At 63.5% G+C, this 13,441-nt stretch carries 12 protein-coding genes; 6 read left to right on the top strand and 6 right to left on the bottom strand.

What is annotated here, in order from left to right:
* The first annotated feature begins 87 nt into the window (after nt 1–87).
* Nucleotides 88–975 (top strand): YicC/YloC family endoribonuclease, encoded by an 888-nt coding sequence (locus MKI86_RS02670; protein ID WP_241596754.1) that lies wholly within the window; start codon nt 88–90, stop codon nt 973–975.
* Between the two features lie 3 nt (nt 976–978).
* Complete coding sequence (gene gmk / locus MKI86_RS02665) at nt 979–1,638, top strand: guanylate kinase (RefSeq protein ID WP_134649837.1); 660 nt, start codon at nt 979–981, stop codon at nt 1,636–1,638.
* A 169-nt stretch (nt 1,639–1,807) separates the two neighbouring features.
* On the opposite strand, the gene rsmA is transcribed toward gmk, so the two are convergent.
* The 6 genes from rsmA to lptF all read right to left on the bottom strand — a co-directional run bounded on the left by rsmA (nt 1,808) and on the right by lptF (nt 9,395).
* Nucleotides 1,808–2,635, bottom strand: coding sequence for a 16S rRNA (adenine(1518)-N(6)/adenine(1519)-N(6))-dimethyltransferase RsmA (rsmA, locus tag MKI86_RS02660; RefSeq protein ID WP_241596751.1), 828 nt, complete (start codon nt 2,633–2,635; stop codon nt 1,808–1,810).
* On the bottom strand, nt 2,635–3,672 hold the full coding sequence (pdxA, locus tag MKI86_RS02655) for a 4-hydroxythreonine-4-phosphate dehydrogenase PdxA (protein WP_241596748.1): 1,038 nt from the start codon (nt 3,670–3,672) through the stop codon (nt 2,635–2,637). The genes rsmA and pdxA overlap by 1 nt, the downstream gene beginning before the upstream one ends.
* A 69-nt stretch (nt 3,673–3,741) precedes the next feature.
* A complete protein-coding gene (locus tag MKI86_RS02650) occupies nt 3,742–4,674 on the bottom strand; it encodes a SurA N-terminal domain-containing protein (protein WP_256465723.1) in 933 nt (310 codons plus the stop codon).
* A gap of 139 nt (nt 4,675–4,813) precedes the next feature.
* A complete protein-coding gene (locus tag MKI86_RS02645) occupies nt 4,814–7,135 on the bottom strand; it encodes an LPS-assembly protein LptD (RefSeq protein WP_306424434.1) in 2,322 nt (773 codons plus the stop codon).
* Nucleotides 7,135–8,217 (bottom strand): LPS export ABC transporter permease LptG, encoded by a 1,083-nt coding sequence (lptG, locus tag MKI86_RS02640; protein WP_241596742.1) that lies wholly within the window; start codon nt 8,215–8,217, stop codon nt 7,135–7,137. The genes MKI86_RS02645 and lptG overlap by 1 nt, the downstream gene beginning before the upstream one ends.
* A complete protein-coding gene (lptF, locus tag MKI86_RS02635; protein WP_241596739.1) occupies nt 8,214–9,395 on the bottom strand; it encodes an LPS export ABC transporter permease LptF in 1,182 nt (393 codons plus the stop codon). Before lptF ends, lptG begins: the two co-directional genes overlap by 4 nt.
* 272 nt (nt 9,396–9,667) lie before the next feature.
* Here lptF and MKI86_RS02630 point away from each other — a divergent pair, with 272 nt between their 5' ends.
* The 4 genes from MKI86_RS02630 to MKI86_RS02615 all read left to right on the top strand — a co-directional run bounded on the left by MKI86_RS02630 (nt 9,668) and on the right by MKI86_RS02615 (nt 13,433).
* Nucleotides 9,668–11,155, top strand: coding sequence for a leucyl aminopeptidase (locus MKI86_RS02630; RefSeq protein ID WP_241596735.1), 1,488 nt, complete (start codon nt 9,668–9,670; stop codon nt 11,153–11,155).
* Between the two features lies 1 nt (nt 11,156).
* Entirely contained in the window at nt 11,157–11,606 is a 450-nt protein-coding gene (locus tag MKI86_RS02625) for a DNA polymerase III subunit chi (protein ID WP_241596732.1), read from the top strand.
* Between the two features lie 60 nt (nt 11,607–11,666).
* Entirely contained in the window at nt 11,667–12,068 is a 402-nt protein-coding gene (locus MKI86_RS02620) for a MarR family winged helix-turn-helix transcriptional regulator (RefSeq protein WP_241596728.1), read from the top strand.
* A 72-nt stretch (nt 12,069–12,140) separates the two neighbouring features.
* A complete protein-coding gene (locus MKI86_RS02615; protein WP_241597810.1) occupies nt 12,141–13,433 on the top strand; it encodes an MFS transporter in 1,293 nt (430 codons plus the stop codon).
* Nucleotides 13,434–13,441: the final 8 nt, after the last annotated feature.

Genomic DNA, 13,441 nt, shown 5'->3' with positions numbered 1-13,441 from the left:
TAAAATTGTTTCACTTTGGGAAATGGTTCCGCCTCACCGGCGCGTATCGGGCTGCCCCCTTTCCGGCGGGCGCCATTGGAGGATGACATGACATTGCAGTCGATGACCGGTTTCTCGCGCGTCGAAGGCACCAGCGGACGAACGCGCTGGGCCTGGGAGCTGCGCTCGGTCAACGGCAAGGGGCTGGACCTGCGTCTGCGCCTGCCGCCCGGCTTGGAGGCGCTGGAGGCAGATGTCCGCCGCCTCGCAGGCGAGGCCTTTTCGCGCGGCAACATGCAGATCGGCCTGACAACGAGCGTCAGCGAGGCGCAGGTCGAGGCCGTCGTGAACGAGGGCGCACTCGCTGCCGTGCTCGCACTGCGCGACCGGCTTTCCGGCACCATCGATCCCGCGCCGCTGAAGCTTGAGACGTTGCTTTCGGTTCGTGGCATCGTCGATTTCCGCGAAGCCGAGGAAAGCGAAGCCGAAGCACAGACGCGCGACGCCGACATCCGCGCGGGCCTTGCCGAAGCGATCCGTCGTCTCGCCGAGATGCGGCGCAAGGAGGGGGCGGCCCTTGCCGACGTGCTGCTCGGTCAGGTCGCCCGTATCGAGGCCCTGACGGCAGCTGTCGAGGCCGATCCGTCGCGCAGCGTCGCGGCCATTGCCGAACGGCTTGCCGTCCAGGTCGCGACGCTCATGCAGGGTGCGACCGCACTCGATCGCGACCGCCTGCATCAGGAAGTGGCGCTGCTGGCCACCAAGGCGGATCTGCGCGAGGAGATCGACCGGCTGAAATCCCATGTGCGCGCCGCGCGCGAGCTGATCGCCGAGGGCGGACCGATCGGCCGCAAGCTCGATTTTCTCGCACAGGAATTTAACAGGGAATCGAATACCATCTGTTCCAAGTCGAACGCGGCTGCTGTAACGGCTGCGGGTATAGAATTGAAGGTCGTCATCGACCAGTTCAGGGAACAGGTCCAGAATCTGGAGTAGGCCATGGCCGAGCAGACCAAGCAGATCCACATCGAGCGCCGCGGGCTGATGCTCGTCATCTCCTCGCCGTCAGGCGCGGGCAAGTCGACCATCGCCCGCAATCTTCTCGAAGCCGACTCGGGCCTCAGCCTCTCGGTAAGCGTGACGACGCGTCAGCGCCGGGCCAGCGAGATCGCCGGCCGGCACTACCATTTCATCAACCACAAGGAATTCGAGCGCCTGCGCGACAGCGACGCCCTGCTGGAGTGGGCCGAGGTGCACGGCAATTTCTACGGCACCCCGCGCGAGCCGGTGGAGGAAGCGATGTCCGCCGGACGGGACATGCTGTTCGACATCGACTGGCAGGGGGCTCAACAGCTGCAGGAGAAGATGCCGGCTGACGTCGTCTCCATCTTCATCCTGCCGCCATCCATGACAGAGCTGCAATCGCGCCTGCACCGCCGCGCGGAGGATACCGAGGAGGTCATCCAGACCCGCCTCGCAAACTCCCGTGCGGAGATCGAGCACTGGCGCGAATATGACTACGTCATCCTGAACGACGACCTTTCCGTCGCCTTCGACGCCGTGCAGAGCATCGTCAAGGCCGAACGCCTCCGCCGCGACCGCCGCCACGGCCTGTTCGAGTTCGTGACGGGACTGGTGACGGAAAAACCGGTTCTGTAGGGCGACAGGGCGAATTCGCCCCTCAGCCTAACCTTCTCCCCGCAAGCGTGGAGAGGGAATTTGCCCCGTAAGAGGTTGCCGTGAGGGAAAACAGCGCAACGCGATTCCTTCGCCCCTCTGCGGGGAGAAGGTGGCCGGCAGGCCGGATGGGGGGCAATCTCTGCGGTCGTTACAGCGCGTTGGCCAGCCGCACGAACTCTTCCACGCTCAGCGTCTCCGCGCGCCGCTGCGGGTCGATCTGCGCCCGCGCCAGCAACGCCTCTCCACCGAGCGACTTCACGCTCTGGCGCAGCATCTTGCGGCGCTGGCCGAAGGCGGCCTGGGTAACGCGTTCGAGGGACGAGACGTCACAGGACAGGGGATTGGCGATCGGCTCCAGATGGACCACTGATGATGTCACCTTCGGCGGTGGCGTGAAGGCCTGCGGCGGCACGTCGAAGGCCATGTGCGCCCTCGTGCGCCAGCCGCAGAGCACGCCGAGACGGCCGTAGTGGTCGTCGTTTTCCTCGGCGACGATGCGCTGACCCACCTCGCGCTGGAACATCAGCGTCAGGGATTCCCAGAAGGGTGGCCAGGTCTTCGGCAGCAGCCAGTTGACGAGCAGCTGCGTGCCGACATTGTAGGGCAGGTTGGCAATGATGCGGACGGGCTCGCCGGGCGCCAGCGCCTCGAAATCCGTCTTCAGCGCGTCGCCTTCGATGACGGTCAGGCGCCCCGGATAATGCGCCGACACCTCCGCCAGCGCCGGAAGGCAGCGCGCGTCGCGTTCGATGGCGATCACGCGCTTGGCGCCGAGCGCGAGGATGGCGCGCGTCAGGCCACCCGGGCCCGGGCCGACCTCGATCACCGTATGGTTCTCGATGGGCCCGGCCGTGCGGGCGATCTTCTGCGTCAGGTTGAGATCGAGCAGGAAGTTCTGGCCGAGCGCCTTCTTGGCGTCCAGACCGTGACGCTGGATGACATCGCGCAGCGGCGGCAATCCGTCGAGGGCGGCCATCAGAGCGTTTCCTTCGATGCCCGCTCGTGCGCGGCGAGCGTGTGGGCGAGCCGCAGCGCCGCCAGCAGGCTGTCAGGCTTTGCGATACCTTTTCCGGCCAGCGCAAAGGCCGTGCCGTGGTCCGGCGAGGTGCGGATGAAGGGCAGGCCGAGCGTGGCGTTGACGGAATCGTCGAAGCCGAGCGCCTTGGCCGGGATCAGCGCCTGATCGTGATACATGCACAGCGCCACGTCATAGGTGGCGCGCGCGGCGTCGTGGAACATCGTGTCGGCCGGAAGCGGCCCGACGGCATCGATGCCGGCCGCCCTGAGACGTGCGACAGCCGGCTGCACCACGGCCTCGTCTTCCAGCCCAAGCGCACCGCCTTCGCCGGCATGCGGGTTCAGCCCGGCAACGGCAAGCCTCGGCCGCGCAATGCCGAAACGCTGGCGCAGATCCCGCTCGGTGATGACGGCCGTTTCCACGATCAGGTCCTCGGTGAGCGCGCCTGGTACGTCCTTCAGCGGGATGTGGATCGTCACCGGCACGCTGCGCAGCTTCGGCCCGGCCAGAAGCATCACCGGAAGCAGGCTCTCGGCGCCGGTCGCCCTTGCTGCGAGGTCGGCGAGGAACTCCGTATGGCCGGGAAAGCCGAAGCCGGCTTCGTAAAGCACCGCCTTGGCGATCGGGTTCGTCACGACGGCCGACGTTCTGCCTGCCATTGTCAGGGCGACCGCCGTCTCGATTGCGCCGGTCACGGCCGCTGCGTTGCGGGGATCCGGCGTGCCCGGCACCGGCGCGACGGCGCATTCGACCGACAGCACCGGCAGAGCCGTGTCAAACAGCGCATTCGCCGTTTCAGGCGTTGCGGTGGCGACGGCAATGTCGAGACCGAGCACGGCCGCGCGTGCTTTCAGCACCTGTGCATCGCCGATGAAAAGGAAGGGGGGCAGCGAAAGGGATCTACGGGCAGACCAGAGCGCAAGCGCGATATCCGGTCCAATCCCCGCGGGATCGCCCATTGTGAGCGCCAGCGGCGGAACAGTCGTTGTCGTCATGATACCCCGCAGCGGGTTGAAAAAGCGAATGCCCCGCCGGAGCGGGGCATCGTGTCGCCGACTCCGCGCTCAGCGGTCGGTGATCGTGGCCTTCTTGCGAAGCTCGGCAAGAAGCTTCTTGCTGTTTTCATCGTTCTCGTTGCCCTTGGCTTTCGCCAGGTCCTCGGCACGGAAAACCATTTCGGCGGCGACGTCGTCATTGACATCGCGCTTCATGCAGATCGCGAGATATTCAACGCCGCGTTCGGTCACGCGCGTGCCGGTCGTCTGACCGGTCGCCTTTTCGACCAGCGGCTTCCAGTCTTCGGGCATCTGCGGCGCAAGCACCCGGCCAAGGTCGCGGATCGATACGTCGTGCATCGTCGCGGCAAAGGCTTTGGCCTGGTCGCAGCCGGGGAATTTCGAGCGCGAGGCCTCCGCTTCCGACTTGCGCTTGCCCAGGATGGCGTTGCGGCGCTTTTCCGGTACGACGAAGATCACCTGCTTGAGGAAATATTCCGTCGTGACGGGCTTCTTGCCGCCATTTTCCTGCATGCGCTCGACGAGCGATTTTCCGGTGTTGGAACCAGCGAAGCGCGCATTCACCACGCGCGGCCAGCTCATCTGCAGCGCAATGAACTGCTTGAAATGCTCCGACCCGACGCCAGCCTGGCTAAGGACCTTGCCCAGCTGCTCCGCCGACATCTTGTTGGAGGAGGCAAAGCGCGCATAAGCGGCATCGACTTCCGACTGGCTGACGGACGCACGCACGCGCAGGATTTCTTCGCGCTTGAGCGTGTCCTCGATCAGCTGTTCGCGTGCCATGCTGCGGAGGTTACCCTTCGCGCGTTGCAGCTTGAGGAAGTTCACACGCTTTTCCACGTCACCGGTGGTGATCGCCGTATTGTTGACGACAGCGACAACGGAGCTTGCCGCCTGCGCCGTGCCGGCTGGCACAACGACCGCAACCGCCGCAGCCAGCGTCACTCCCATCATCACGGAGCGTAGCAGAGAGTGTCTCATCCCGTTCCCTTTCCCGTAGCCGTTCCGCATGGCTTCACCGCACAATGCCCTTTAGGCGTGCTGCCATCCGGAAGTTCTTTTCCCGGATGTGCATATTACATGCGGCCAAACGATGACAAGTCGTACAGCTTTTGAAGCCTTAATCGCTATCTGTGCCGATCTGGATGTCGCCGATCGTCCGGAACATCAGGCGGGCCATGACCGACCAGTCGTTCGCGGCGGTGTTGCTCTTGTCACGCGTCTGTTCATAGGCGATCGAGAAGAGCGTATCGCGGTCGTCATAGGCAAAGCCGACGCCGTTGCGCGCCACGACCTTGTTGCTGATATCATAGGTGACAGAGCCGAAGACCGACCAGTAGTCGCGGAACTTGAACGAGCTCCTGTTCTGCACTTCGCTTGCCGTTTCACTGGCGCCGTAGAGCGGCTGCGCGGCGACGCGGGTATACGTCGTTGTCGTGCTGAAGCGATCGTTGGCGAAGCCCAGCGACACATCGGAGCGGCGCAGCGACAGGTCGTCCTTGTCGAGACGCGCACCCGTGGTGAAGGTGATGCCGATCGGAAGATCGATACCTGCCATGCCGACATAATCGGAGCTATCGGTTTCCAGGCCAGAATTCGCGCCTGCATTGACCAGATCGGGTGTGGCGAAGGAATTCACGCCGCCGAGATGGTAGGACTGGCCGATAATACTGCGCAGCCGCACGTCGTTGTCGAATGTCCCGGTATAGCGGATGCCGACATTGGCCCGGCTGCCACCTTCGATCCGGTCGAAGCCCGAAAACTTGTCGCGCTCGAACAGATTGGAGGCGTCGAAGACGAAGCTCTGCGCATCCTCGTTCGGCAGGCGGCCTGCGAGATCCTCATCCGGCCGCAGATAAAGCTGGGCCATCGGCTCGAAAAGGTGGCTCGACGAGTCGGTGGTAACGAGAATCGGGTAACGGGCTTCCAGCCCCGCCGTCAGCATCGAGCTCGTCGCGCTGCCGGCGGTCTCGAAATCGCCGCCATACCCGACCGGCGAGCGAACGTCGAGGCGATGAATATCGCCACGTGCGGCAAGCAGGGGCGTCAGCACAAGGCCACCCGGCACGATGAACTGGCGCTTCCATTCAACTTCGCTGGTAAAACGTGTCGAGCCGCCTTCGAGGCCAGCAAACCGTATCCCACCGGGAACCAGGGTGCTGTCCGTCAGATCGCGATCGATATTGGTGAAGTTGGTCGTGACGGAAAGCTCGCCGCCGAGAACCGGCTGCGGGACGATATACTGGTGATCCAGAACCTGGGCGATCGCCTGCCGACGCTCAGCTTCATTATTCGGATCAGCGTCCTGGACGTCGAAGTAGAACGCGCGCAAATCAAAGCTATTACGCCGGCTCAAGCCCGTCAGGTAAGCCTGATTGACGTAGGTATCCGCCTTGAAACCTTTGATACTGTAGGTCCGCGAGAAGTTGTTGTCGCTCTGCAGCATGGCGTTCCAGCCGAACGCCCAGCGCGGATTGATCTGGAAGGCACCCGTCGTGCCGACCATGCCGCGATTCGTCTCAAGCTGGTCGCTTGTTCCAGCGGTGAAGCGATCCGGATCCGACTGGTTGATGCCGGCCGCATGCAGCGTCACCATGCCGTTATGGAAGCGCTTGCGGAACTCCGCTTCCATCAGGAAGCCCTGGCTGGTCAGGCCGGTGGGGGAGAGCGTCGCATCCATGTCCGGGGCGATCGCAATATAATAAGGTGTCGTGACGCCGAAGCCGAGCTTCTGATCGAAGCGGAACTGCGGGAAGAGGAAACCGGTTTTCCTCTTCACCGTATGATCCGGCACTTCAAGCACCGGGATATAGGCGACCGGCCGGCCGAACATTTCGAAGCGCGCATGCTCGAGGCGGATCGTCTTGGTGCGGCCGTTCTGCACGACGCGCTCGGCCTTGACCTCCCACACACCGCGATAGGTCGGATTGGTCGCGCAGGGCGTACAGGCGGTATAGACGGCGTGGTTGAGGATCATCTCCTCGTCATTCACGCGTTCGCCGCTCGTCGCCGCGAGCTTCGTCAGATCGGTCGTCTCGACGCGCACCGCATTGACGAAGCCGTTTGCGAAATCGTCCGACAGGTCCATTTCGTCGCCATAGAGGCGGTTCCCCGTTGGTTCGATCAGCTCGATATTGCCGTAGGCCTTCACCCGGCCGGTCTTCTGGTCATAGACCACCTGGCGGGCGACCAGCTTGTAGCCGGCATAATTGATCTGCACCGCGCCGCGTGCGGTCACGGTCTCGTTGTCCTTGTTATACACAACCTCGTTTGCCGCCAGAAGCAGCTTGCTGCCCTCAGGGACATTCGGCGCCATCGCATCGACGCGCGCGTTCTGGGAATATGCGGGGACTGCGGATGCGGACATGAGGGCGCACGCGGCCGCACCTGCAAGCAGGGCGGCTTTCAACCACCGATTCGTTTTGCGGGCGCCTGCCGCCACTAGCCGTCCTCCTGATGCAGAAGAATCGTTGCTCCCAGGGACATCGCGACGACCACTGGGAGCCAAGCCGCAACGAACGGAGGAACAACACCGCTGCTTCCGAATGCCTTCACAAGCACGGTGACGACATAAAGCATGAAGCCCGAAAGGATTCCACCCAGAATCACCGCACGCGATTGATTAAACCGGCTAAATTTCAATGATACACAGGCGGCGATCAGCGTCATCGCAACCAGGAGAAGCGGCAGCGCCAGCATCGTATGAAGCTGTGTTTCCATCGCATGCGTCGGGAAGCCGAAGGATTTTGCCGCTTCGATTTTCCGACCGAGATTGAAAAAGGCAATGGTTTCAGGCTTTTCGAGGCTCTCCTGAACGAATTCCTGTTTCAGGTTGGTACGAAGCTGTACCTCGTCGAGACGCACGGGCAATTCGCCGGCGCGCGTTTCGCGCACATTCTTAAGAAGCCAGTAACCATCTTCCAAAGTCGCCTGGTCTGCGTCCTGGCGAAGCGTGATGCGATTGTCGGTATCGAAGTGGATGACGGACACGTTCATCAGGCGCATTCCGCCGTCGAGAACGGCCTTGGCGCCGATGATCGCCTGGTCATTGCCGTAGATCTGGCGCAGCCACGGCACGGCGGTTTCGGAGCGCGCCGCGTTGGTCGCACCCCACGACGCTTCGAATTCCTGCGCCTTCTTGCTGCCCCAGGCGGCGAGCGGATTGATCGTCAGGATCGCGGCCACGCCGAACAGGAAGGCGCCGAGCAGGAAGGGGCGAAGGAACTGCCATGCGGAAATGCCCGCGGCGCGTGTCACCACCAGTTCATAACGCCGATTGAGCGAGATCAGCGCCGCCATACCGGCGAAGAGCGCGACAAACGGCACCGTCTGCATCAGGATCATCGGAATGCGCAGCGCCGTGACGACGAGGCCCATGCCGAGCGTATAGCCGGGCAGGCCGCCGACGCGATTGGACATCTCGCTGAAGTCGATGATGAAGACGAGCGCGAAGATGCCCAGCAGGAACCAGATGGTGGTGACGATGTACCGGCGAAAGAAATAGAGATCGAGTGTGCGGATCATGGCTGCTTGCCTCCGCCGGGCAGTGCGCGGCCCTTCGCAAAGCGCGACCGAAGTTTTTCCGTAAGCTCCGTCAAGCGCTCGCCTGCCGAACTGGGGAGATCGAGATTCTTGTTGCGTGCGAGATACCGGATCGCGATCGCCGCCGTGAGGAGGGGGATGATGTACATGACAGGAATGAAATAGGCGGATTTTTCGGCGCTGTTGGAGGCATAGAAACTCGCCCAGCGCACGAAGAGCGCGGTCAGCAGTGCCGTCACCATCGGATGCAGGCGCGCTTCGCGATGCGAGCGGGCGTCACCGCTCACCACGAGCGCGATCAGGCCGAAGACCGCCGGAAACAGCCATTCGGTGAAGCGTCGGTGCAGTTCGGCGCTGAAAGCCAGCGGATTGTTCTTGTAGTGCGAATCCGCGGGGTCGGGATTGAGCAGATAGGCGAGATCCCGGTCCTTTGGACGAATGTTTGCCGTGCCGGCGCTCTGCGTCAGGTCGGCGAGGTCGAAGGCGTAGGAATCGAACTTGATGATCGAGACGCTCCCGTCGGGAAGCTTGCGGTGCACCTCGCCGTCCTTCATCACCAGCGCGGCACTGTTCTCGTCCACCGCGCCTTCGCGGGCATAATAGATCATCTCGAAGCGCGGATCGCGCGTGTCGGCGACGAAGAGACCGTGCAGCACGCCGCCGTTGCGCCGCTCCGCCACCTGTACGTAGAGACCGTCCGTGACCTTGCGGAACGTATTTTCCTGCACGACCGAAGAAAGCATGTCCGCATTGGCGGTGGCGATCATCTGGCGCACGGCCATGCGCGAATAGGGCTCGACGAAATTGTCCACGGCGAAGGAGACGACGCTCGTCGCCATGGCGAGAATCATGATCGGCTTGATGATGGTCATGCGTGAACTGCCGGCGGCATTCAGCACCGTCAGTTCCGAATCGCCGTTCATCACGGTCAGCGTCTGCGCCACGCCGATGACCAAGGCGAATGGCAGGATGATTGGGATCACCGAGGGGAGGATGAGCGTCGCGAGCCGTAGGAAGGCGAAGATCGACTGGCCGCTGTCGGTGACGAGATTGACGCTGGTCAGCGCCTGCGTGACCCAGACGATGCCCAGCAGCGGCAGAAGCGTTGCCGCGAACATGAGCGACGCCCGCCGCAGGATATAGCGCTCGATCAGTTTCATCATTCAGTCCGCGTGGTCCAAAGGCGGCTCCGGTCAGCGCCCCCTGGCGCCCCTCTGCGGAACTGCAATGGGCATATAAGCTTTCTTGAGGCTGACGCCATACCCCGAGAGTCTCTACCCGGATGGAAAATTTATGGCGAACAAGCGTGGTTAACGTTCTCTAAACAACCGAACGCATCTTGCCAAGCGCTGCAAAAGCGACAAGGAGTCGATGTTATCGCGGGCTTTGCCCGCCCCGCCGGCGGGTTCCGGCGTCACATGCGGAGTAAGTCATGGCATCCAGGTTCGACATCGGTTTCGCAAAGACGGCACGTGCTTCGGGCGGCGTCGCAATCCTCCTGCAGGCCGCCGGCCAGCCGGCCGCGGGGCTCGCGGATGTCGACCCGGGCAATGTCGTCGGTCGTGCGGCGGAGGTGGCGAAATTCACCGGCAAGGCGCTGAAGAGCCTGGATGTTCTGGCGCCCCACGGCGCGCCGGTGGATCGCATCCGCGTGCTCGGCCTCGGCGAGGCCGACAGGCTCGTCGCGCACGATTGGCTGAAGGCCGGCGGTGCTGCTGCAAAGATTGGCCAAGCCGAAAAGGTCACCATCTATCTCGATGCGCCCGGCGTCACGGTGAGCGCGCGCAATGCCGCCGATTTCGCGCTGGGTATGCAGCTCGGCGCCTATAGCTTCGATACCTACAAGACGAAGAAGGGCGATGAGGACGAGGCAAAGCCCGGCAAGTCGGTGAAGGTGACGCTCGTCACCGCTGCCGCCAGCGCCGCGAAGAAGGCGAACGAGGTGTCCGACGCGGTCGCCGAGGGCGTGATCCTCGCGCGTGACCTCGTCAACGAGCCGGCCAACGTGCTCGGCCCGGTCGAGTTTGCCGCCCGCGCCAAGGCGCTCGAAAAGCTCGGCGTCGAGGTCGACATTCTCACCGAGCGCGAGATGAAGAAGCTCGGCATGGCAGCGCTTCTCGGCGTCGCGCAGGGCTCTGTGCGTCCGCCGCGCCTTGCCGTCATGCACTGGAAGGGCGGTAAGGAGAAGGACCGTCCGATCGCCTTCATCGGCAAGGGTGTCGTCTTTGATACCGGCGGCATTTCCATCAAGCCCGCCGCCGGCATGGAGGACATGAAGGGCGACATGGGCGGCGCGGCGGCCGTCATCGGCCTCATGCACACGCTTGCCGCCCGCAAGGCGAAGGCCAATGTCATCGGCATCATCGGCCTTGTGGAAAACATGCCAGATGGCAATGCGCAGCGCCCCGGGGATATCGTGAAATCCATGTCGGGCCAGACCATCGAGGTCATCAACACCGATGCCGAGGGCCGGCTCGTGCTGTGCGATGCGCTCTGGTACTGCAACGAGACCTTCAAGCCGCAGTTCATGGTCAATCTCGCCACGCTGACCGGCGCCATCATGGTCGCGCTCGGCAGCCATCATGCGGGCCTGTTTTCGAACGACGACACGCTCGCCACGCGCCTCACGGCGGCGGGTCTCACCACCAACGAGCGCCTGTGGCGCATGCCGCTCGGGCGCGAATACGATAAGATGATCGACAGCAGGTTCGCCGATATGAAGAACACCGGCGGCCGTTATGCCGGATCGATCACCGCCGCGCAGTTCCTGCAGCGCTTCGTCAAGGATACGCCCTGGGCGCATCTCGACATCGCCGGCACGGCGATGGGCTCGCCGACGGATGAGATCAACCAGTCCTGGGCGTCGGGCTTCGGCGTGCGGCTGCTCGACGAACTCGTGCGCGCCAATTACGAGGGATGAGGTGAGCGAGGTCCTCTTCTATCACCTTACCGAATCGAAGCTCGAGGATGCGCTGCCGCCGCTCCTCGACAAGAGCCTCGAACGCGGCTGGCGCGTCGTCGTGCAGACCGGCGATGCCGAACGGCGCGATGCCATCGACACGCACCTGTGGACGTTCCGGGAAGACAGCTTCCTGCCGCATGGTACAGACGAGCAGGCCTTCGCCGCCGACCAGCCTGTGCTGGTGACGGCAACGCCGGACAATGCCAATGCTGCAAATGTGCGCTTCATCGTCGCCGGTGCCGCCCCGCCGCCGCTCGATGCCTATGAGCGCGTCATCTTCATGTTCGACGGCTACGACCAGGCGGAGGTCGAGACCGCGCGCGAGCATTGGAAGCGCCTGAAAGGCGAGGGGCACCAGCTCACCTACTGGCAGCAGAACAATGACGGACGCTGGATGAAGAAGGCCTGATCGCGACACTGTCACCGCGCTCATCTTGCCGACGCGAATTCATGGGTATATACCCGCGAAATGAGCAAGGATCTCTGCCACTGCATTCTGCTGCGCAAGGCGTCGCGCAAGGTCTCGTCCTATTATGACGAGGCGCTGGCCCCGCTTGGCATAAACATCGCCCAGTTCAGCCTTCTCAGGAACATCAGGCGCATGGCGCCGGTGTCGCTGACGGATTTAGCCGCCCGCGTCGAACTCGACCGCTCGACTGTCGGCCGCAACGCCAAGGTGCTGGAGCGCATGGGATTGGTCGATATTCGCACCGGTAAGGATCAGCGCGAGGCGACGCTTCTGGTGACGGAGGCAGGCCAGGCGGTTCTGAAAGAAGGTGCCCCGCTCTGGGATCGCGTGCAGGCCGATATCGAATCCCGCCTGGGAGCCGATGGCATCGACCGGTTGCGGGACCTGCTCGCCGTTCTGTGAAATTTTTTGTCGTTAAATGGGTATATACCCGCAAATTCACCGCGACGCGGTGCTGACGAAAGGGACGTGAAGATGGTTTCGGCAAGTGTCGCCAGATGGATGGCCGGCAGGAATGTGCATTACGGCTGGGTGGTGGCCGCGACCACCTTCCTGACCATGCTGGCGACGGCCGGCGCCATGGGCTCGGCGGGCGTGATGATCCAGCCGCTGCATCAGGAGTTCGGCTGGGATATCGCCGACATTTCGTCGGCCATGGCCGTTCGGCTGGTGCTCTTCGGCCTGCTCGGCCCCTTCGCAGCCGCCTTCATGAACCATTTCGGCATCCGCCGGGTGGTGACTGCGGCCGTGTCGCTCATCATGGGCGGCATCGTGCTGTCCTTCTTCATGACGCAGGTCTGGCAGTTGCTGCTGCTCTGGGGCGTCGTCATCGGCGTCGGCACGGGCATGACGGCGCTGGTGCTCGGCGCCACCGTCGCCACCCGCTGGTTTTCCAAGCGCCGCGGCCTGGTCGTCGGCCTGATGACGGCAAGCAATGCGACGGGCCAGCTCGTCTTCCTGCCGCTGCTTGCCGCCCTCACGGAAGCCTATGGCTGGCGCACGGCGCTCACGCTCTCCGTCGCCGTCATCGCCACCGCGATGGTGCTCGTCCTCCTTTTGATGCGCGATCACCCCTCCGATGTCGGGCTGCCGGCCTATGGTGAAACGGCTGTCGTCGCGCCGCCAAAGCAGGATCACAAGCTCGGGGCCACGTTGCTCGCACCGCTCGTCACGTTGAAAAGCGTCTCAGGCAGTCCGGTTTTCTGGGTGCTGTTCGGGACGTTCTTCGTCTGCGGCCTCTCGACCAACGGCCTGATCCAGACCCACTGGATTTCGATCTGCGGTGATTTCGGCATGGCAGCCGTCACGGCGGCAGGCACGCTCGCCGTCATCGGCGTGTTCGATTTCTTCGGCACCGTCTTCGCCGGCTGGCTGGCCGATCGCTACGACAACCGCGTCCTGCTGTTCTGGTTCTATGGCCTGCGCGGACTGTCGCTGCTCTATCTGTCCATCTCGGGCTTCAGCTTCGTGGAGCTGTCGGTCTTCGCGGTATTCTACGGTCTCGACTGGGTCGCCACCGTGCCGCCGACGGTCAAGCTGGCGGCCGAAAATTTCGGGCGCGAGAAGGCCGGCCTGGTCTTCGGCTGGGTCTTCGCCGGCCATCAGCTCGGTGCCGCCACCGCCGCCTTCGGCGCGGGGTACCTCAAGAGCGACTTCGACACCTACATGCCGGCGCTGCAGATCGCGGGGATGATGTGCATCCTCGCCGCGCTGTCTGTGATGCTGTTGAAGCGCCCGCAGCCGCGCCCACTTGCAGCGCAGGCCTGAAAAGCGGA

This window comes from Shinella sedimenti, assembly GCF_022601905.1.
Lineage (GTDB): Bacteria > Pseudomonadota > Alphaproteobacteria > Rhizobiales > Rhizobiaceae > Shinella > Shinella sedimenti.
This window is presented reverse-complemented; position numbering and strand designations above follow the sequence as displayed.